We start from the raw sequence: 22,708 nt of genomic DNA, 5'->3' as shown, positions 1-22,708 counted from the left end.
AGTCACTCACCGTTCATCCCTAACCCCTAATCATCATCTCTCCTCATCTCCGTAAAGTATCACCCGGTTACTGAATTCTTCCGCCCGTATCTCATTCTCGGGCGACAGCTTTCCATGCAGATACTGGTCCATCATCATGGCACCGATAGGTACGCCATACGTGGCACCGAAACCACCGTTCTCCACATAGACGGCAATGGCTATCTTAGGGTTGTCCATCGGGGCAAAGCCCATAAAGACAGAATGGTCCTTGCCGCGGTTCTGTGCCGTACCCGTCTTTCCGCAGACCTCCACACCCGGCAGGATAGCTCCCGCCATGCGGCAAGTGGCGCTACCCGTACTTCCGTCTACAGCGGCACGCATACCTTTCACCACCATTTCATAATATTCGCGGTCGATGGTGGGATAACGGGGATTGCGATAGATGCTGTCCAGTTCATTGTCTTCTATCTCCTTCACGATGTGCGGAGTAATGAAATGCCCCCGGTTGGCAATGGTGGCACCCAGATTGGCTATCTGCAAGGGTGTAGCAAGAATCTCTCCCTGTCCAATAGCGATACTGATAACCGTCAGACCGTTCCACGAGCCCCGATAGGGCTTGTCGTAAAACTTGGCATTCGGTATGAGGCCACGCTGCTCGCCGGGGAGGTCGGTACCGAGCCGATAGCCGAAGCCCTGCGATACCATGTGGTCTTTCCATACGGTAATGGCATTCTGCGGCGAACCGTATTTTTTATCACCGAACATGCGATACAATCCCCAACAGAAATAGGAATTACAAGAGGTAGCGATGGCAGGAATCAGCGACAGAGGCGAACCATGTCCGTGACATCCCACATGAAGGCCTTTATGATTGAAACCATGCGCACAAGGGAAAGTCGGATAATCTTCGTGGATAATCTCTTCCTGAAGGAAAGTCAGTGCCTGCGCCGTCTTGAAGGTGGAGCCCGGCGGATAAGCTCCCATGATGGCACGGTTCAACAAAGGCTTCCGCTTGTCCATCTGCAGCAGGCGGTGGTTCTTTCCCCGCTGGCGCCCTATCATCAGATGAGGGTCAAAGGTAGGCGAGGAAACCATGCATAGTATCTCACCCGTAGCCGGTTCGATGGCCACAATGGCACCGATTTTGTGTTGAAGCAGTCGTTCTCCCAACATCTGAAGGTCAATGTCGATGCCCAACGTCAGGTTCTTGCCGGGTACGGAGGAACGGTCCAACTGTCCGTCCATGTAGTGTCCCTGGATGCGCCCGTGAGCGTCACGAAGCAGAATCTCCACCCCCTTCTCTCCACGCAGATACTTTTCATAGGATTTCTCAATGCCTTGCTTGCCTATATAGTCTCCACGAATATAATAGTCATCGTTCTCAATGTCTTTCTTGGACACTTCGCCGATGTCCCCCAGCAAATGGCCGGCAGAGTTATAGGTATATTGGCGGATAGTACGCCGCTGAATATAGAAACCTGGAAATTTGAACAGCTTCTCCTGAAACACACCGCACTCTTCGGCAGAAAGCTGCGTCATGAACACCTGATGGGTGTATTTGGAATAACCGGGGTTCATCCAGCGGTTCTTGACGTCCTTCATCCGTTTGTCAAACTGTTCACGGGTAATGTTCAAGGCACTGCAAAGGTCGAGTGTATCCAGCTGCGTCACCTCCCGAGGCACAAACGTAATATCATAGGCAGGCTGGTTAAACACGAGCAACTTACCGTTACGGTCGTAGATAGCCCCCCGTGATGGATATTGTATCTTGTTCAGAAAAGCGTTGCTGTCCGCGTTCTTCTTGTAGTCATCAGTCATGATTTGCAGGTCGAACAGCCGGAACACGTAAATAAGAACGATGACAATAGCCGCCGCTCCAATTACATATTTCCGCTTTTCCAGTGTATAGTCTTTCATCAATTCCTAATCCTTAATCCCTTTATCCTTTCTTTCTTATTCCCTCAACAGCCATAATACAAGTCACAGTAAGCAGGGTACTTGCCGCAATTCTCAACAACAGCGTACCGATATGGGCAAAAGAGAAGAATTCGAGGGTAAGCAACAAGCCGTGATGTATCAGCACACTCACAACCAGATATTTCAGGAAAGGAAGAATCCCCATTGTACGGATGGCCGGAACCAGTGTATCCAGCGTGTCACGAGGCACGAACAGCCGCAAGAAAGTGGGGCGCAAGAAAGCCAGCAACACCGTAGCGGCAGCGTTCATCCCCGGTGTGTCGGAAAAGACGTCGACAGCCAGCCCTAAAAAGAATGCCCACAACATCAACGCATTGCGGGGAGTGTCCGACTCAAACTTCAGTATCAAGTAGATATACAGAAATGGAGTGGCATATCCTGCAATATGCACATTGTTCAATATCAGCACCTGCAACAGTACCAAGCCTATGAACCATCCTATTTTATGCAGATAATTAATTAACAACGCTAATGAGTTATAAGTTACGAGTTACAAGTTATTGAGTGTATAAGTTATAAGATATAAAGATGATTAATCCTTAACCCCTAATCCCTAATTTCTTAGTCACTTCTCGTCCGCCCTCGACTCCAATGTCTTTTGTTCATCCTGCCCGTTGCGGGAAATGACGCGCACATTACTCACCTTTCCAAAGTCTGTAGCCAGCTTTATCTTCAACAGATACGAAAGCCCGTCGTGCGAGTCGGACATGTCATCCACCGTCCCCACCATAACACCTTCTGGAAACACGGTGGAATAGCCGCTGGTCACTACTGTATCTCCCAGATTGAATTCGGCATGCCGGGGCAAATCCTTCAGATAGGCAAAACGGGAATCACCTCCCTCCCACTTCAAATAACCGAAATAATCACTACCCACAATCTTACAGCTGATGCTCGACTTGCTGTTCAGCAACGGAATGACCAACGAATAATGGGGAGAGGTCTTATACACAATACCCACCACGCCATTGGCATCTACAACTCCCATCTCAGGACGGATACCTTCTGTTGTTCCACGGTCTAAAGTGATATAATTGTCAGCCTTGTTCAAGCTGTTCTTTATGACATTCGCCTTGAATATCTGATACTCCGTAGGAGCAAGCCGTTCCATGCTGTACAACCTGGCGGAGTCCAATCCTTTCTCCTTCAAAACATTTTCCAGAAACGAAAGCCGCTGCTCCAGCCACATGTTGCGGTCGAGCAGGTCTTCGTTGGCCGTCTTCAAGTGGAAATAAGAAGTGATGCCACCCGATATTTCATAAACCTTCCCTGCCACGCCATTGGCAGAGGTGAAATACACACTCTGCTGGTAATGATTGAAGCGAAATAATAAAATAAAACTGGCAACCTCTAACAGTAGAAAGAGGAACCAGTAATTATATTTAATGAGAAAGTTTAATAAATTCCGCATTACCGCATCAAGAATGAGAAGCGGTCAACGTTCTTCAATGCCACGCCCGTACCTTTGGCAACGGCATGCAAGGGGTCTTCCGCAATGTGGAACGGTATGTTTATTTTATCAGTCAAACGCTTATCCAGTCCACGAAGCAATGCACCGCCACCGGCAAGGTAGATGCCGTTGTGAACAATGTCGGCATACAATTCGGGAGGCGTATTTTCCAATGCACTCAAGATGGCTGTCTCAATCTTAGAGATAGACTTCTCCAGGCAGTGCGCCACTTCCTGATAGCATACCGGCACTTCCATGGGCAATGCCGTGATGCGGTTTGGACCATGAACGATATAGTCTTCAGGAGCATCCTCACCGAGTTCCGTCAAGGCAGCACCCACATTAATCTTAATACGCTCAGCCATACGCTCGCTGACCTTCACGTTGTGCTGGCGGCTCATGTATTCCTGAATATCGGCAGTCAAGTCGTCACCGGCAATGCGGATGGAGTTGTTACTTACGATACCTCCCAAAGAGATTACGGCAATTTCCGTAGAACCACCACCTATGTCAACAATCATGTTGCCTTCGGGAGCCTCTACATCGATACCGATACCGATGGCAGCAGCCATCGGCTCGAAAATCAAATAAACGTCGCGCCCGCCGGCATGCTCGGCAGAGTCGCGCACGGCACGCAGTTCCACTTCGGTACTGCCCGAAGGAACACCAATCACCATGCGGAGTGACGGAGAGAAAAGACGGTTACGGTTGTTCACCATCTTGATAAGTCCGCGTATCATCTGCTCGCAAGCATAGAAGTCAGCAATCACACCGTCGCGCAACGGACGGATGGTACGTATGTTTTCGTGGGTCTTTTCGTGCATCATCTTTGCCTTGTCACCCACGGCAATCATCTTATCGGTACGACGATCCAAAGCCACCACCGAAGGCTCATCCACCACAATCTTACCATTCGTGGTGATGATGGTATTGGCTGTGCCAAGGTCCATCGCTATTTCTTGTGTAAAAGAGAATAATCCCATCTATTGATTTACTATTAAATGATTTACTATTTACTATTTGGCAGATCTGCTATCTGACGACCTCCACCTACAATGACGCCTCCCGGCAAATAGTAAATAGTAAATCGTCAAATAATAAATGACCTTAATGTTTAAAGTGACGGAACCCAGTAGTTACCATGGCAATGCCATGCTCGTTGCAATATTCAAACGAGAGTTCATCCTTGATGCTCCCACCCGGCTGGATGACGGCTGTTACACCTTCATTGCCGGCAATTTCCACGCAGTCGGGGAAGGGGAAGAATGCGTCACTCGCCATTACAGCACCATTCAAGTCGAAACCAAAGTTCTTGGCTTTCTCGATAGCCTGTTTCAAAGCATCCACACGGCTGGTCTGGCCTACACCGCTTGCCAACAACTGCTTTCCTTTTGCCAATACAATGGCATTCGACTTACAGTTCTTCACAATCTTGTTTGCAAAGAGCATGTCCTCGATTTCCTGTGCAGTGGGAGCCTTCGTGGTTACAGTCTTCAATTCTTCAGGAGTTTCCACCTTAAGGTCGCGATCCTGGACCAATACGCCATTCAGCAAAGAACGGAACTGCTTCTTAGGCAGAGCTGCCGGCTTGCGAACCAGGATAATACGGTTCTTCTTCTGACCGAGGATTTCCAACGCATCCACATCGTAATCGGGAGCGATAATTACCTCAAAGAATATTTTATTGATTTCTTCGGCAGCAGCCTTGTCAATCACGGCATTTGTGATGAGCACACCACCAAAAGCGGATACCGGGTCACCGGCAAGCGCATCGTTCCATGCTTCGAGCACAGTGGGACGTGAAGCCAGTCCACAAGCATTATTATGTTTCAGGATAGCGAAAGTAGTATCCTTGAATTCGTCAATCAAATCAACGGCAGCATTGATGTCGAGCAGGTTGTTATAAGAGATTTCCTTACCGTGAATCTGGTCGAACATAGCATCCAGATTGCCATAGAAATAACCTTTCTGGTGCGGATTCTCGCCATAGCGTAAAGTCTTCTGGCTATTGGCAGAGCAACGGAAAGCGGAACCTTCCTCACCGTCAAAATAGTTGAAGATGGCAGAATCATAGTGTGAAGACACTCCGAACGCCTCTTTGGCAAACCAACGGCGTTCTTCGATGGTAGTAGTGGCTCCGTGTTCCATCAGCATGTCGCGGAACGGCTGGTATTGTGCTTGCGAAGCGATGATAACCACGTCGTTGTAATTCTTGGCAGCGGCACGAATCAGGGAGATACCGCCTATGTCAATCTTTTCGATGATGGCAGGTTCTTCGGCACCACTGGCAACTGTAGCCTCAAACGGATAGAGGTCAACGATGACGAGGTCTATTTCGGGAATTTCATATTTTTCAATCTGTTGCATGTCTTGCTCCAATCCGCGGCGGCAAAGGATACCTCCAAAAACCTTCGGATGCAAAGTCTTTACGCGTCCGCCCAGGATGGAAGGGTATGTAGTGAGGTCTTCCACTGCCTTGCAGGGATAGCCCAGAGATTCTATAAACTGACGTGTTCCACCGGTTGAGAGGAACTCTACACCTTCTTCATGCAGTTTGGTAATGATTTCGTCCAAACCTTCCTTATGGTAAACAGATACCAGAGCTGTTTTGATTCTTTTTGTTTCAGACATGGATTTGCGTATTAAAGTATGCGTATATTAGTATTTGATGCGCAAAGTTACAAATTTTGTTTATTCATACATACATTCATACACAATAAATTAGGTATAATTAAAAAAGGCGGCATCTGTTTCCAGTCTGCCGCCTTTTTTTAAGGGTTATTTTGTTGGTTTACCAAATAGAGACACGTTTTTCTACCGGCAAGAACATCGGGTCTTTTTCTGTCACGTTAAATGCCTCATACCAAGCACCGATTTGCGGCAATGCACCGTTTACACGCCATTCGCCCAATGAATGCACATCGCTCTTCGTGCGGTTCAGCACTTCTTCGGGACGAATATCATTGGCCCATACACCTGCGTATGCCAGGAAGAAACGTTGTTCGGGAGTAAGACCATCCAACACCGGCAACGGATTGGCAGCCGTAGCTTTCTTGAATGCCTGATAAGAAACCTGCAGACCACCGTGGTCGGCAATATTCTCACCCAATGTCATGCGTCCGTTGGCATATACGCCCGGAGCAACCTCGATGCTATCGAAGAAGTTCACCATCACCTGGGCACGCTCGTCAAAGTTCTTGGCATCTTCAGCAGTCCACCAGTCTTTCAGGTTACCGTCCTTGTCGTACTGGCGACCCTGGTCGTCGAATCCGTGAGTCATTTCATGACCGATTACCACACCGATGGCACCGTAGTTGAAGGCGTCATCCGCATTCATATCGAAGAAAGGATATTGCAGGATACCGGCGGGGAAACAGATTTCGTTCGTAGTCGGGTTATAGTATGCGTTGACGGTCTGCGGAGTCATCAGCCATTCATCCTTATCCACCGGCTTGCCGGCTTTGGCTATCATTTCGGCATGGCTCCACTCGTTGGCACGTTCCATGTTTGCCCAGTAAGAGTCGTTTTTGATTTCCAGTGTGGAGTAGTCTTTCCAAGTGTCGGGATAACCAATCTTCACATGGAAGGTAGCCAGTTTCTCCAGAGCTTTCACCTTAGTGGAATCACCCATCCAGGCAAGATTCTTGATACGTTCGCCCAGGCTTTCCTGCAAGTTCTTCACCAAAGTAACCATACGCTCCTTGGCAGCAGCAGGGAAATATTTCTCCACGTACATCTGACCTACAGCTTCGCCCAGCGCGCTGCTTACAGTGCTTACCGCTCTCTTCCAGCGGGGCTGCATCTCTTGTGTACCGCTCATAGTGCGGCTGTAGAAGTCGAAGTTCTGTTCTGCCATAGCATCGTTCAGCAAGCTTGCGGCAGAATCAATCAATTTCCATTGCAAATAAAGGCTCTGCTGTTCAATGGGCAGCGTATCCAGGATATCGGCAGCAGCTTTCAGTGAAGCGGGCTGGCCTACGATGATTTCCTTCACATCCTTCAAGTCCATGGCAGACAAATAAGCATCCCAATCGAAAGTAGGATAATTCTTCTTCAACTCTTCCATGCTCATCTTGTTATAATTGGCATGTGGGTCACGTAACTCCGTACGAGAGCGGAAAGCCTTGGCAAGACGTGTTTCCACATCCATCACCACCTCCATACCTTTCTTGGCAGTAGCCTCGTCGAAACCAGCCAACTGGTACATCTTCTGTACATGTGTACGGAAAGCATCACGAATTTTGGCAGTAGCCTCATCATTCTCCAGATAGTATTCACGTTCGCCCATGCTCAGCCCGGTCTGATAGGTCTGTACGGCATTCATGCTACTGTTCATTTCGTCAGCGCCAACATACAGCACGTTGTAGACGATGATACCTTTCTTCTGCATATCGCCCAGCAAGGCATAAAGCTCTTTCTTGTCCTTCAAAGCAGCCAGCTGGTCGAGTTCAGCCTTGATGGGGGCCACACCGTCCTTGTTCAGCTTCACGCTGTCCATTACGATTTTGTACAAGTCACCGATTTTTTGTGCCACGCTGCCGGCTTCGTGCTGGGTGGCGGCAAGTTCTTCAATCAGTCCTTGAATCTGCTTGCGGTTGTTTTCTGCAAGGATAGTGAAAGAACCGTACTGTGAGTATTCAGCAGGAATCGGATTGTTCTTCATCCAACCGCCACATGCGTATTGGTAAAAGTCAGTTCCGGGTAGAGCCGTTGTGTCAAGATTGGCGAGCTGGATGCCTGCTGTAAGTTCAGCCTGCTGCTTGCCGGTGTTGCAGGATGCCGTCATCAGACAGAATGCTGCAATGGGTAACAAATGATTTGCTTTCATAAATATATAAAATATAATAGTTAGTGATTCTCCAACTCTACAGTAGCCGCGTCCCACTCTTCCATCACACGGTCAAGCTGCTCTTTCAGTTTTTGGTGCTGCTCATAAAGCGACATGTCCGAAGCACCCTCCGGTGTAGCCATCCTAGCCTCAAGAATGGCAATGGCAGCCTCCGTCTGCTCTATCTCCGCTTCACAATCGGCAACGCGGCGTTCCAGCTTCTTAAGTTTCTTGTTAAGCTCCTTCTGCTCCTCATAGGAGAGCTTGGCAGCCGAGGGCTGAGCCGGTTCTGCACCAGCATTTCCTGATGCCGCCTTACCGGCAGTGGGCGAAGCGGAAAGTGAAGGAGATTTCTGTAACTCATTCAGGCTCTCTATCTGCTTCTTTTGCAGGAAATCATAAATTCCTCCCAAATGTTCCTTCACCAGTCCGCCACCAAACTCGTATACTTTAGTCGCAAGTCCGTCCAGAAAATCACGGTCATGACTGACTATTATCACCGTCCCGTCAAAATCGCGGATAGCTTCCTTCAGTACATCTTTGGAACGCATGTCAAGATGATTCGTAGGTTCGTCGAGAATCAGAAAATTCACCGGCTCCAACAACAGTTTTATCATGGCAAGCCGGGTACGCTCTCCACCGCTGAGCACCTTCACCCTTTTATCCGAAGCCTCACCGCCGAACATGAAAGCACCCAGAATATCACGAATTTTGAGGCGGATATCCCCTACGGCCACGTGGTCAATCGTATCGAATACAGTTAGGTTCTCATCCAAAAGTTGTGCCTGGTTCTGGGCAAAATATCCAATCTGCACATTATGTCCCAGTGTAAGTTTTCCGGTATAATCCGTAATCTCACCCATAATACACTTTACAAGCGTAGACTTTCCTTCGCCGTTCTTACCGACAAAAGCAACCTTCTCTCCTCGGTTGATGGTCAAATTCACATCATGGAAAACAATGTGCTCACCGTAGGATTTCTCCATATCCTCGCAGATGACGGGATAATTACCACTACGGCTGCTGCAAACAAACTTCAGGCGCAAAGAGGAGTTGTCTTCCTCATCCACCTCGATACGTTCTATCTTTTCAAGTTGCTTGATGCGACTTTGCACCTGCACAGCCTTGGTAGCTTTGTACCGGAAACGCTCGATAAAGTCTTCCGTATCTTGTATCTGCTTCTGCTGATTCTCGTAAGCACGCAGTTGCTGCTCCCGGCGCTCCTTGCGAAGCACCACGAACTCATCGTATTTCACTTTATAGTCGTAAATGCGTCCACAAGTTATTTCGATGGTACGCGTAGTGACATTGTTCAAAAAGGCGCGGTCGTGGCTGACAAGCACCACCGCATTGGCACGGGTGGAAAGGAAGTTCTCCAACCACTGGATACTCTCGATGTCAAGGTGGTTGGTAGGCTCGTCGAGCAGCAACACATCCGGACGACGAAGCAACAGCTTGGCAAGCTCTATACGCATACGCCAACCACCGGAAAACTCGCTTGTAGAGCGGTCAAAGTCCTCGCGGCTAAAGCCCAGCCCTTGGAGCGTGCGCTCTATTTCGGCACGGTAGTTGGTGCCTCCCATCATAAGGAAACGTTCGTTTTCGTGGGTGAAGCGGTCAATCAGTTTCTGGTAATCCTCACTATCGTAGTCGGTACGTTCGGCAAGTTGCTGATTCATGCGTTCGATGCCTGCCTGCATCTCAAAAATATGCTCGAAGGCAAGTTCAGCCTCCTGCATCACGGTGCGCTTGTCACTGAGTATCATCACTTGGGGCAAATACCCGATAGTACATTCGCGAGGAACGGCAACAATGCCGGCAGTGGGCTGCTGAATGCCAGCCAATATCTTGAGCATGGTGGACTTACCGGCACCATTCTTGCCGACAAGAGCTATACGGTCTTTCTTATTGATAACATAAGAGACGTCTTCGAACAGAGGAGTGGCATTAAATTCTACCTTCAGTCCTTCTACAGATATCATAGTGTCAATGAATTTATCGTTCAAGACTGCAAAGGTAGCGATTTTCAACGTTATACAATATCATACGCTCACATAATTACATCAAATATCCAAGAAAGAGAACACTACTCCCGCATTTCCTGCGGAAGGACAATTGCAAAGCGGCTCCCCTTGCCAAGAGATGAGGCCACTTCTATTTTTCCATGAAACCTTTCAACGATAGTCCTGCAAATGGCCAATCCCAATCCCGTGCCCTGCACAAAAGCATCTCCCTTATAGAAACGTTCAAAAATGTGCGCCAGAACTTCTTCCGACATGCCAGTTCCCGTATCTTCCACAAAGACTTCCAATGTAGCAAAGTCCTTCAGCCTATACCCTATGGTTATGCGTCCTTCAGCAGTGAACTTCACCGCATTATTGATAAGATTGTTGACAACTTGCCCCAAACGCGTAGGATCTGTATAGATAACTGCCGCCCGGTCCGGAAGGTCTAGCAGTAACTCCACTCCTTTCCGAAGATTCATCTTCTGCGCACTGTAAATGCTTTCCAATATGCCTTTTAAAGAAACCTTCTCAAAATGGAACTCCATTGTGTTCGATTCTATCTTGGACAAATCCAGAATATCTGAAATCAACACCATTAACAACTGGCTGTTCTTTTCAATCAAAGACGTGAATTCCATAATCTCCTGCCGTGACAAGTCGGCATCCCCACAAGCCAGTAGTGTAGAGAAGCCCACAATGGCATTTAGCGGCGTACGTATCTCGTGGCTCATATTAGCAAGAAACACGCTCTTCAACTCATCGCTACGTTGCGCTTTCTGCAAAGCCTCGTTCAATTTATTCTCCGTATCCTTGTATTTCTGCGTACTCATGCAAATACCGATGATACGGAACGGCAAATCCGTCAATTGCCCCACATAGGTAGACTGCGCCTCAAACCACTCCCACTTGCCGTCTCCCCGCCGTAGACGGTATTCCACTGGGCGTTCGTACAAATTACCATGCAACTGTAAAGCCAAAGCATCAAACACTCCCTTCCGGTCGTCCGGATGAATCAGAAATGCGAATTCCTCAGGCGTCAGCGTATAGTCACGCGTAGGAATCCCCAAATATTCAAAATAACGCGGTTCTATAATCATCAGATTATGTTCCATGTCGAAAGACCATTGAAATATCTGGGTACGACTCAGCGCAATATTCAGCAAATGCTTCTGTGTCCGTTCTTCCAACACATTCCTGAAATAGAGTACAATCCTCACCAATTGTCCATCTTCATGAATTCCCACCATAGCACCTTGTATCAGAAAACTTATACCACTCTTCAATTCACGTATAAAGCAATTGGTATCTAAGGGAATAATCCGCACATCCCTCTCCCGAAGTTGCAGCAAAAGGTCTTCTAACACATTCTTTTTATCACATACCACCTCCAATAAGTCAGTGATACGCCGCCCTATCACATACTCATTCAATTGGAGTTCATTCATCACCTGCTGATTCAGACGCCAGATACAATCTTCCAAATCAATCATAATAATGCTGACGGGCCATGAGTTGAACAACTGCTCGGAGATGGCATTTATTATACGTACTTCTTGAGGAACATTCGGATTCATCAGAATTGGTTTATCATACAAGAAGTAAAGTTCGGGTTAAAATGCTTATACCACAAACAAACCCTTATAAATCAATATTCCATTTTAATATGTATATATTCTATTATTCACAACTTTACCTTATTTAACAGAGATAAGTTGAGCGTAATATTGATTTTAACTGTTACCTCTGTCATTTATACATTATTATCCCCCATTTTTGCGTCTTAAAATCTCCAACATGAATATATCCGAATTCAATATAAATGACGAGTTCATTGCCTGCAATCATATCACAACCAGTGAACTGAATCCGCTAGTGAAAAAGCCATACCACACCAAGGCCAGTATCTTCGTTTTGTGTATCAAAGGAGTTCTGAATACCCAATTCAAGGTTGAAGCTAACGTTCTCCTAGCTATTCCTCCTGAGACCTTCGTACAATTACTACACACGTCAGACGATACTGAAATATATGTCGTCATATTTTCCAAACAACTTATCCAAAGTGCAGGAGTCGGTAAGGTCATGATGGATAAGTTTCACATTATAGGTAAACACTATATTTTTCCTCTATCGAAAAAGAACTTCCAGCTTTATGCTGAGTTCATGACCTATTTGTCACACCTCTATCAAAGAACAGAAAGCCCCTCAAGTCTAGTTTCATTGCAAACTCTACTGGCATATCTGTTACAAGGCATATCCGAACTCTGTCCGGAACACCCTAGGATAAAAGAGACTCCGGGCAGCAGGCATTTCAACCAATACCGCATTTTTATCCGATTGGTACACACAGACTATGTCCGGGAGCATCAAGTGTCCTATTATGCATTGAAAATGAATATGAGGCCGGCAGCTCTTTGCCGCCTTGTCAAAAAGGAATCAGGACATACAGCCATGGAAATCATCAACAATACTATCATCATGGATGCCAAAGCACAGCTTTGTACCGCCAACACTCCGATAAAGGATATAGCCGTGAGTCTAGGTTTTAATAATGCGGCCTTCTTCAACAAATTCTTTAAACGTCATACGGGAATACCTCCTCAGAAATTCCGTACATCCTCAAAACAATAAAATCTACTCAAAACCCAAAATGCGGATATTCTGTCCTGAGAATACCCGCATTCCTCAATAAGAGAAGTCCGTCATCAGCCTACCTTCTTGGCAATAAAGAACACATAACCGTAAAATTCCTTATACTTGCCGTACAGTTCATCCTCAATCATTTGGAGTAAGCTGAACTCTTCGGCAATTTTATTACCGGCATATTTCTTACGGAAAATCTCCTGAGCCGCAACCTTTGAAGCAAAGTAATGCTCTGTCCAGCAATTCTCCGGCAAAATGAATGTAGCAACGGGAAGATAACCTGCCTTGTACAACTTGGTCACCTGATTGGGAAGTGTATCCATTTCAGAGTAAGCGTCCATCCAGAAGTCATTGATTTCCGCAGGGCGTTCGTCCGTAAACCATGAACTCTCGGAGACGGCAATATACCCTCCCGGTTTCAGATACTTACGCCACTCCTTCAAGCCACGTTCAAAGCCAATGTTATAGATAGCACCTTCACACCAAATCATATCCAGCTCCTCCTCACCGAAAGGAAGGGCATCCATTGAACCGACAATTCCTTTTACTCTGTCCTGCAAGCCTAACTGCCTTGCATTACGGTTGAAGATATCAATAAAGCCGGGAAAAAGGTCAATTCCTGTAATCCACCCCGGCACATGGCCAGCTACTACCATTGTCTGGCCACCCGTTCCACAGCCGATATCGGCAATAAAGGATTCATCGGTAAGACCGTCTACAAAGCTCAATGCCTTCAACGTCGCTTCAGGACTGCCAGGGCCTTGTCGTTCCATATTGGAGAAAAAGTCACAGATTAAATTAAGTTCGAAATCGTGGATAGTTTTATTTTCGTTACTCATTTTCTTACTATATTTTGCATATACGGAAAGTATCACAATACCTTCAGCATAATATGCGGATTAAACTTGAATTATAACAATAGAAAAACACTCTCGAAAGAAGTTATCCGAGAGTAAACGAAGGGGGGACAATCTGTGCAGGGAACACAGATTGTTTACAAAACCAAATCCGATTTAAATGTCTTTGTCATACTGCAAAGATACGCAATATTTTATTTAATCAAAGATTTTACGGTTAATAAAGATTTTCCCTTGCACCGGGCGCATGCTGAAGAACCGCACCTACCACCTGGCAAGTATCCAGTTCCTTACAGTCGCCGCAAGTATTGAAACCTTTTTCGTACACACATTTGCGGATAGCACAATAATCGCTGCAATAGGCAAACTTCACCCCGTCTGCACGGCACCCCATACAATGGATGGTTTCCGGCGTAATTTCCGGCGTATTGTTCAGCACACTCCACTCTTTGGCAGTTTTCTCTCTCAGCTCATCGTCATTATTGACAGTGGCTATACGGGCGGCGCAATTTTCGCAATCCAACCCGCAACATGCAATTAATTGTTTCATCACTTGGTTATAACGATTTATGTTTGAGGATATAATGCCCTTTTTCCCGCACATCGATTCAGTAAGCCCAAAACTCACCCCATACCTTGGAACAGACACTCATTTACCGACAGTCCTCAGCGTTTTCTTAACGATATACTTGGTCTCTTTCGTTTCACTTTCCCAACGCCTGCAAAGCTTCCTTACAAATCCGGATTGCGTCTTACTTGCATCATTTAACCAATTCCCTACGCTGTTCCGGGCATACTTGGAGTAATCTGATTTCAAAGGTTCCAATATCGGTAAGCCCAATGCAGGGTTCTGTTCCAACATTTCAGTATGCTTGCACCAGACACCTCGTGAACAGAAAACAGAAGAACAAATATAGCTCTGGCAAACGCCTTCCCCATATTTGTCCTTTTGTTCTTTTACCCAATAAATTAATGCGAATCAAGTTATCCTTCCGTCTTACTTTAGAACAGCTTCGCAGGATACTCACCCGCATCCACCAAAGCCTGAATCTTGTCGACTACACTCTGACGGTCTTCGGGATAAGTCACACCGAACCACTTGCTGGTTGTATCGAGCACTTCGCAGGTAGCAGTGCCATTGTTAATCAGCTTATCCACCATCAGCGGGATGAAGAATTCGCTTTTCAGATTCTCCATATTCTTCGGGTCGCTCAGGAAGCTCTTGAAAAACTCTGCACTGTAAGCAAAGTAATCGGGAGTAAAGCCCCAGAAGTTCATGCTGACCGGAGTCGTCTCGGGAGTGGCAGTCCATTCACCGTTATCATCGATGTACTTCACCTCGCCGTCCATACGCTGAATCTTGGTACGCTCTACTACAGAAGTCAACAAGTTGTTTGCATCCGTTCCGCACAAACCACGGGATACGGTACCGCTTTCGCTCAATGTATTACCGATGCGGAAGCCTACCATGGAATATACATTTTTGGAACCTTCGGGAAGGGCTGCAAGAAATTTGCCCATTACCTGGAAGGAATCACGACCGTAGAAATCGTCGCAGTTGATAACAGCAAACGGTTCCTTTATTACATCGGCACCCATCATTACAGCATGGTTGGTTCCCCAAGGTTTGGTACGGCCTTCGGGGCAGGTGAAGCCTTCGGGAAGGTCATCGATGGACTGGAATACCAGTTCGCAGGGGATATGGCCTTCGTATTTGGAAATAATCTTGTCGCGGAAATCCTGCTCAAAATCTTTACGGATTACGAAAACGAGCTTTCCAAAACCGGCATTGATGGCATCGTAAATAGAATAATCCATGATAGTTTCGCCATTCGGGCCCAGTCCGTCCAATTGTTTCAAGCCACCATAACGACTGCCCATGCCGGCTGCCAATAAGAATAAAGTTGGTTTCATATTTAGTTATTATTTAAAAAGGTTAGTATATCACAGTTGATAACGGCTGCAAATGTACAAAAATTTATGGCTGACAGAAGGGAGTTTTAGTTCATTCTTTACCACTATCCGTTCAAAAAGGTACATTTAGAACGGATAACCGATGGCAAAATGCAACGCCATGCTGTCCTTGAACTTGGGAATATTATAATACCCCGACTTCCCGGTATCATACGGATCATGCAGCCCGATACCCAAGTCCAGACGAAAAACAAGAAAGTCCAAATCGTAACGCAAGCCAAATCCCGTGCCCAAAGCAATCTGTTTCGGGAAATTCTTCAACGTAAATTCACCATTCGGGCGGTTTTCATCTTTACGCATCAGCCATACATTGCCGGCATCCAAGAATACGGCTCCATGCAAGTCGGCAATCATACGGAAGCGATACTCGATATTGGCTTCCATGCGAATATCACCCACGTGGTTGATATAGGTATATTTCCTATCCGTCTCGGGAGGATAACCGCCCGGACCTATACTGCGTGCAGAAAAGGCGCGCACACTGTTGGCACCACCGATATAGAACTGTTCCGTATAAGGTGCGGTCGTAGCGTTGCCATACGACCATATTACCCCTCCCGCAATACGCGAAGCAATCATCTGGTTCTTGTCTATCCGGTAATGGTACCTGAATTCCGAGTTCAGCTTCAAGAACTGTGCAAAAGGTACACCGAAAAGCTTCTTCCCTTCCTCACTGAACGGCTTGCCGAAAATACGGTAAACAGCAGAAGTCAGGTTACCGGCCGACGCAACGGTGGTCTGCCACCAGATGGGGTTACGCTTGCCGCGCACGGAAGCGTTGTCATAAGTATAGGTGTACTCCATGGCAGGAATGAACTGGTCGCGCAAACTAACGTAGAGTGCCGGATTCTCGGCACGCAGTGTATCGAAAGCGGCAGTAGGATTGCGCAGTACATTGAATGTCAACCGGAAAGGAGTTATACTGTGCCTGGAAGTCGATTTGGGCTGGAAGTCATAAGTGACATTACCGCCAAAAGCCAACAGCTTATAATACTTGGCACGGTTCATCTGGTCGGCATACAAACGGAAAGTCGTTGTAGCCGGGAAGTCATACTCACGGTCGCCCATCCTGGGAAACACCACGCGCGGAAAGATAAGCGAAGTGGAGATACCCAGTTCATAGCTGTTCATCAGAGAAGAGCTTGCCTTGCCCGTCTGCCATTCGTACGAACCGTTCAACTTCACATTCCAGCTTTCACCGCCACCGAAGACATTATTCTTCGTCACCGTAAAAGCGGCACCCGGTCCCGTCTGATTATTGCTCTTCATAGTGACATTAAAATCCAATTCCGCATCGTAGGGTTTATCGAGCGCGGCAATGACCTTCACATCCAATGTATCAGACACAAATGCCGTATCACGCGGTATATACTGCATCTCCGCATAACGGAAAATACCGACGCTTGCCAGGCGCTCCTGAATACGGGTTTGACGATATAAGCTATACAAACTCTGCATAGAACGCTGGCGGGCAATACCTGCGCTGTCCTGTATCTGACGTTTCCGCCGATAACCTTGATAGTTCAACCAACGGTAAAGCATGTTGGGACGTACCGGTGGTTTGTTGTAGTAATGTATGGTCAAGCCTTTGTAATCCATGCTGTCATTGGGTTCCTGCCCCTGCTTTCCAAGAAGATAGACGGATTTACGCCCCACACGAAACTGCTTCTCGGCTACCTTTGGCATACCGGGAACGGGAATCAAGCGCATCTGGACATGCCCATTGGGAACCATCATGGTATCGGCCTGATAGGTTAGGTAGTCGGGACGGAAATAATAACAGCCCACATTACGCAGCAGGGTACTGATACGGGTACGCTCCCCATCCAAATCAGCCACATTGAATTGTTCTCCCGGACTGATAAGGGAACGTCGGCGCCCCAGCTCCATAATGCGAGTGGTACGTTGGTTGAAACCACGATAGTACACCGTATCTATAAAGTAAGGATTACGCATGTTCACCGTATATTGCAACTTTGCCTTCAGCGAGTCTTTCGGGTCGATAAATGTCTTGTAGCTGACGCTTCCGTTGAAATAGCCGTAATCGCGCAGCAAGTTAACCGCCGCCTTCTGACGTATATCGGGATTCACCGTAGACAGAAGCACCGGAGTGGCGGCAAATTTATTGAATATCCACTTTCCGAGTCCCTTCTCATACTTCTGGAAACCATTGTAAATCCACAGTCCGAAAGGAAAGGGATAGCGGATAGTAGAGCTCCCCAGCAACGAATTGTTCGGTGCCGTAGCAAGGGCGGCTTCCACCTCTTCCATGGCAATCTCGCCAACAGACGTTTCACTGCGGTTCAATACAATCATCGGCTTTTGTCCGGTATAGAGTATCTCCCCCTCGGGCAAGTGCTTCGTGGTGGAGCAACCTGCCAGAAATATCAATCCTGCAATATATAATATCAGTCGTTTCATATCACATTCCTACTTTTTCATATCGCTGTTTTCAGCCTCCGGTTTTATCTTTTTCTTCCTGAAGATGAAGAGTTCACCCAACCGGTCCATCTTCCGGCGCAGCACAAGGCCAACACCCGTTTCGGTTATCTCACCGTCGAGTATGCTTTCGTAGTTCTTATTATGGAATACACGGACATATCGGGTACCCGACGCATCAAGACGGTATTCCAGCGATATATTGTCAATGAATGATTCCGCATCGTTCGTCGCATTGGCCCCGGTGGATACTTTTCCACCGATGACTATCTGTACGCGATCGTTGAAGAAACGCTGGGAATAACGGAAACTGAAGTCTTTCTGCGTGTCGCCCGTTTCAGCAGAGGTACGGTCTTCCACACCTACACTGATATTGGCACCTTTTATACCTCCCGCCAAGGAGTTTATCTGGCTCTGAAGCACTGAGTTCAAGGCGGCTCCCATTGACAAACCTCCTCCTTTGGCGCCGCTATTCAAGTAAATACCCGTAGCAAGCATCGCAATAGCCTGCTTACTACGCTCTTCTGCCCCCATTGCCTGCAGCTCATTCTCTACTGTGCCATCTTCGGGCGCCGAAATATCGAATATAAGATCGGGAGCGTCAAGCCTGTTCTTGATGGAAATGGAAACATCGAAGTTCACCATGCGCGAACCGTCCCCGTCACCGTCGGCCACAGAAGCACGCATACGTTCCGTAGCCTTTAGGCTTAGCGTAGGATTCATAATATTCCCTCGCCAATCCACATAACTGCCGGGATTGAACTGAAACTCCTTCAAGGGGATGATAGGCAGCGAATATTTCATGACGCCACCCGAAAGGGTATAGCGTCCGGTAAGGCTCATATCCCCTTGGGGAGTATACTGCATATTCAAATCACCGCCACCTTCCAGTTCGATGTATTTGCTGCGGTCGGGACTCAAGTCGGCACGAAGACGGACAGCATCGTCAATATGGACGGACATATACATTTCCAATCCTCCCAACGACATGGCAGGAACTTCATCCGCCTTTACCGACGTCGTATCGGTGAATGAGGTAAAGGTAACCAGCCCACTGAGACGGTCTTCCACCGTTAAAGGGGAATCGGTCAACACGTAGGTTACGTTGGTATTGCCCAGCAGATTCATGTTTCCACGCATCGTGAGCCCGTCAAGCGGTCCCTTCACCGTGGCATGCAAGTCAACGAACACCTTTCCATATACCAGACTTTCGCGGGTACGCGGTGCATCCAGCAACGTATAATTCTCTGCCAGCAGATTGAGGTTGGCAGTAGGACGCTCCATATTCCGGAAATCAACCTTACCGTCAATCGTAAACGGATTCTTGCTGGTGGTATAAATGGCAAACTTATCGAATATCAACTGATTGTCCTTTATCTGCACCGGACGGTTGTCGAACCAGTAACGTGCTCCCGCCTGGCGTGCATAGACAGACACACTGTCCAAAACAATATCACCATGCATTTGAGGCTTATCCAGCGAACCGTAAATATAAAGCCCTCCATCAATATCTCCGGTAAAGGCCACCATTTGGTCAGGGATGAATGCATTGGCCATCTTCAATGGGAAATGCTCGAAACGAGTGGACACTTCCAGAGTATCCTTTCCGTTCTTCTGCGTCAAGATACCGTCGGCGGTCATCACTTCTTCGTTATCATGTGTAAAATAGGTATTCAAATAGTGCGTATTCTTGTCGCCCGGCAACCAGGTAGCCCCCAGACCTATATCTCCAACCGGTTGGCGTTCGTAGGTCAGTTTCTCTACATTGGCTTCGGCGGACACCTGCAGGGAAGTGGCAGTCTGTATATAATTTGCTTCGGCGGAGAACAATCCCGTAAGCCGAGGCATATAAGGAAGTACCTCCGTAAGTTCATCCAGGCGCAATCGGCTCAATTCTACGTTTATATTCTGCAAGGAAAGGGTATCATTCTTGTCGGATTGCATACGGAAACACAGACCATCGTCGCTGTCCATATCAATATTGGCATAGACGCGCATATTCTTATGCAGATAAATCCAGTTACTATTGTCCGCAAAGTGGAATTTACGGAAAGCGATAATCGGCTCGGCAGGAATAAGGTTCAGCAGCACACCATCACCGCGACCATGTCCTTCGGTCAACGGACGGGCGTTAATACCGAACAGCACACCAGTCTGCCCTTTTCCATCCACATAATCCACAGTCAGCTCCGCATCTTCATTACGGACTTCACCCGTCAGTGTACTGCGGAACACAAACTGCGGGTTCTTGGGACCGTTTATGACACCACCTTGCAACTTCATGCGGGCAGTATCCTGCTTCACTGTAAAAAATATCGTATCGAGCTGCAAGGAGTCCATGCGCAATCCGTGAACAGCTGTACGTCCATTGATGCCGACTTGCGGAGTAAATCCGAAGCTCAGTTTGAAATCATTATAGGAAATACCCTTTGCAGCCAGGAAATAGCTGACGGGATTCTGGTTACCGGCTTCCAGATACATGCCGGCTGAAGGAAGGACTTGTCGCAAAGCGGCATGGTCCAAACGCCGTTCATCAATCTGCTTTGTCAGGATAGAGACAAATTTATCCGACTGTTCCATCAACTTCTTCAACGTGCTATGAGCGCGGAAACGCAGATTCAAGTCACCGGCATCAAGCCTCAACTCGAGAGAATCATGACGTGCCTCCGCTCCCATTGTAAAGGCAAATGGGTGTTTCAACGGTCGGGGCACCAACCCCAGCTTATGCAGATTCACCTCTTCCACATTCAAATCCAAAGCGCCATCCAGATAGCTGCGGTCAAGACGCATATCTGCATTTCCCTGCATCTTGAGAAGAACATTATCGCTGGCAAGACGGACAGTAGCAACGGATGACTTGAGTCCGGCATGCACATCCACACCGGAAATGTCCCAATGGCCATACTGTAGTTTTTCCAAGGAGGCATTCAAAGCAGCCACAGTCTTTCGTGATGCCACATCCACCCCTTGTCCCTTAGCGGACATCTTTACCGTAAGAGTATAAATAGAGTCCTTGGGCAGGAAGTGATGCACCTGCAAGTTGTTGATGGCAAGGTCGGCATGGTAGGCTTCCGTAGCAAGATTATAGGCGGCATCCAGATTCAAGGCGCCTTCCTTCTCCTGCAGTTTCAGGGCGGCAGTGCACTGCGCCCCCTCCATACCGACACGTGCCGCAAGGTGCATACTGTCCGGCACGATGACGGAGCCATCGGGAGCAATGTCAGCTAGTCCGGTCAGGAAGTTCAAGTTCTGCGTATGCATCTCGAAGTCCATGTTTCCATTGCGTTTCACACTGTCGGTCAGGTTCCAGAATTCTCCTCCCCCACTCAACGAAAAGGCTCCGGGCAGCTCAGCCGTAAAACGGGAAATCTGCATCTGCTTCAGGTTTCCTTCCGTACCGGCATGAATCACCAACGGACGGAACGGATAGGCTTCCTTGAAAGTTTCCGGCAGGCCACCGGCAAAAAGCAGTACATCCTGTTTGCCGATACGGGCATTGAAACGGGCTGTCAAACGGCCGGTGGTAGGTATATTTATCAGTTCCCAGTAAGTCTGTGCCGTAAGATTCATCTCACTATGAGGTGTCAGCAACTTCAAAGAAGGGATACGGATAACGGTAGAGTCGGCAAACAACCGCCCGGTCAGGGAAGTTACACTCAAACCGGAACGCTCATACATGGAAAATTCCCGGATAACGGCATTCATATCTCTACCGTAGTACATCACAGAATCAATGCCCATACGAATGTCGTGAAGAGCAATGTGCGAGGGGTCGAAACCTATCGCACTCCCCGGGCCGCCGGTATCATAATTGACAGAAGTTCCAGTCAGCAGGAATTTTCTCCAGCCATAGAACTGGTGTTTCAGGTCGGCAGCAGCGTCCGCAATCTCAGCATTTCTTATATGGGCTTTCAGCCCCATGGAGTCCAATGGCATCTGTAAATCGACCGAGACGTTCTTCAACTTCAGGGTATGGAGTGTGACTTTCCAGTTTAACGCAGTGTCAGTAGTGTCCTTGGGAGTCTCAGTGGTATCTGCAAGCATTACCTGCACATGGGTATCGCTCAATTCTATATTATTGAGAATAGCATCTTCTTTTGTAAGGTCTATGCCATGGCTTTCGAAAAAGAAATGCCCCAGTACCCCTTTGATGCACATACCTTCCATTAAATTGGAAGAGTTAACAGCAACTTGTTTCAGGGTAATGTCATCCACCTCCACTTTCCCTTTGAGTAAAGGCCATGCCTGCACCCGCACGTTCAAACTTCCAAGATTCAGCAAAGTATCGGGATGCTGCACCTCAACAGCACTGTCGGCAGGCTGTACCACCAATACACCGCGAACCAACAAATTCAAAGGAAAGCGAAGGTCAATCCGCTCCACAGATATGTCCATACCCGTAGCATCTGATGCAATTGCTGTAGCCTGCTTCCGTATCAAATTCTGTACGGGAGGCACATAGAGCAGTATCATCAATATTATAAACAGTATAATAGGAGTAAGCAGCACCCACAGTGCTATTCTCAACCATTTTCTTCTCATCGGAACGTCAATC

At 47.5% G+C, this 22,708-nt stretch carries 14 protein-coding genes; 1 reads left to right on the top strand and 13 read right to left on the bottom strand.

Annotated features, from left to right (window positions below; genetic code table 11):
- Window positions 1–33: 33 nt before the first annotated feature.
- The 8 genes from mrdA to EYA81_RS11060 all read right to left on the bottom strand — a co-directional run bounded on the left by mrdA (window position 34) and on the right by EYA81_RS11060 (window position 11,817).
- Window positions 34–1,902 carry a penicillin-binding protein 2 gene (mrdA, locus tag EYA81_RS11095; protein ID WP_117966324.1) on the bottom strand — a complete coding sequence of 623 codons (1,869 nt, stop codon included), beginning with the start codon at window positions 1,900–1,902 and terminating at the stop codon, window positions 34–36.
- A 19-nt stretch (window positions 1,903–1,921) separates the two neighbouring features.
- Window positions 1,922–2,425, bottom strand: a complete 504-nt coding sequence (mreD, locus tag EYA81_RS11090; RefSeq protein ID WP_005828540.1) for a rod shape-determining protein MreD — start codon at window positions 2,423–2,425, stop codon at window positions 1,922–1,924.
- Window positions 2,426–2,524: 99 nt separating this feature from the next.
- Entirely contained in the window at window positions 2,525–3,370 is an 846-nt protein-coding gene (gene mreC / locus EYA81_RS11085) for a rod shape-determining protein MreC (protein ID WP_117966322.1), read from the bottom strand.
- A complete protein-coding gene (locus EYA81_RS11080) occupies window positions 3,370–4,392 on the bottom strand; it encodes a rod shape-determining protein (protein ID WP_005828544.1) in 1,023 nt (340 codons plus the stop codon). The genes mreC and EYA81_RS11080 overlap by 1 nt, the downstream gene beginning before the upstream one ends.
- 124 nt (window positions 4,393–4,516) lie before the next feature.
- Window positions 4,517–6,040 (bottom strand): bifunctional phosphoribosylaminoimidazolecarboxamide formyltransferase/IMP cyclohydrolase, encoded by a 1,524-nt coding sequence (purH, locus tag EYA81_RS11075; RefSeq protein WP_117966320.1) that lies wholly within the window; start codon window positions 6,038–6,040, stop codon window positions 4,517–4,519.
- Window positions 6,041–6,200: 160 nt separating this feature from the next.
- Window positions 6,201–8,237: a M13 family metallopeptidase gene (locus EYA81_RS11070; protein WP_117966316.1), complete on the bottom strand. Its 2,037-nt coding sequence runs from the start codon at window positions 8,235–8,237 to the stop codon at window positions 6,201–6,203.
- A 20-nt stretch (window positions 8,238–8,257) separates the two neighbouring features.
- Window positions 8,258–10,219 carry an ABC-F family ATP-binding cassette domain-containing protein gene (locus EYA81_RS11065; RefSeq protein ID WP_117966387.1) on the bottom strand — a complete coding sequence of 654 codons (1,962 nt, stop codon included), beginning with the start codon at window positions 10,217–10,219 and terminating at the stop codon, window positions 8,258–8,260.
- 104 nt (window positions 10,220–10,323) lie between these two features.
- Complete coding sequence (locus EYA81_RS11060) at window positions 10,324–11,817, bottom strand: ATP-binding protein (protein WP_131225742.1); 1,494 nt, start codon at window positions 11,815–11,817, stop codon at window positions 10,324–10,326.
- 220 nt (window positions 11,818–12,037) lie between these two features.
- Between EYA81_RS11060 and EYA81_RS11055 the strand changes: the two genes are divergently transcribed.
- A complete protein-coding gene (locus EYA81_RS11055) occupies window positions 12,038–12,871 on the top strand; it encodes an AraC family transcriptional regulator (RefSeq protein WP_131225741.1) in 834 nt (277 codons plus the stop codon).
- A gap of 74 nt (window positions 12,872–12,945) precedes the next feature.
- Here EYA81_RS11055 and EYA81_RS11050 read toward each other — a convergent pair whose 3' ends face one another.
- The 5 genes from EYA81_RS11050 to EYA81_RS11025 all read right to left on the bottom strand — a co-directional run bounded on the left by EYA81_RS11050 (window position 12,946) and on the right by EYA81_RS11025 (window position 22,695).
- Complete coding sequence (locus EYA81_RS11050; RefSeq protein ID WP_165491378.1) at window positions 12,946–13,722, bottom strand: class I SAM-dependent methyltransferase; 777 nt, start codon at window positions 13,720–13,722, stop codon at window positions 12,946–12,948.
- Between the two features lie 235 nt (window positions 13,723–13,957).
- On the bottom strand, window positions 13,958–14,290 hold the full coding sequence (locus EYA81_RS11045) for a DUF3795 domain-containing protein (RefSeq protein WP_034528899.1): 333 nt from the start codon (window positions 14,288–14,290) through the stop codon (window positions 13,958–13,960).
- 452 nt (window positions 14,291–14,742) lie between these two features.
- Window positions 14,743–15,654, bottom strand: a complete 912-nt coding sequence (locus EYA81_RS11035) for a nucleotidyltransferase (RefSeq protein ID WP_005828584.1) — start codon at window positions 15,652–15,654, stop codon at window positions 14,743–14,745.
- Between the two features lie 126 nt (window positions 15,655–15,780).
- On the bottom strand, window positions 15,781–18,135 hold the full coding sequence (locus EYA81_RS11030) for a BamA/TamA family outer membrane protein (protein ID WP_117966304.1): 2,355 nt from the start codon (window positions 18,133–18,135) through the stop codon (window positions 15,781–15,783).
- Between the two features lie 9 nt (window positions 18,136–18,144).
- Window positions 18,145–22,695, bottom strand: a complete 4,551-nt coding sequence (locus EYA81_RS11025) for a translocation/assembly module TamB domain-containing protein (RefSeq protein ID WP_131225739.1) — start codon at window positions 22,693–22,695, stop codon at window positions 18,145–18,147.
- Window positions 22,696–22,708 lie beyond the last annotated feature (13 nt).

This window comes from Bacteroides sp. A1C1 (assembly GCF_004328515.1).
Taxonomy (GTDB): Bacteria; Bacteroidota; Bacteroidia; order Bacteroidales; family Bacteroidaceae; genus Bacteroides; species Bacteroides uniformis.
The sequence above is the reverse complement of the archived record's forward strand: the minus strand, read 5'-3'. Positions and strand labels throughout refer to the sequence as shown.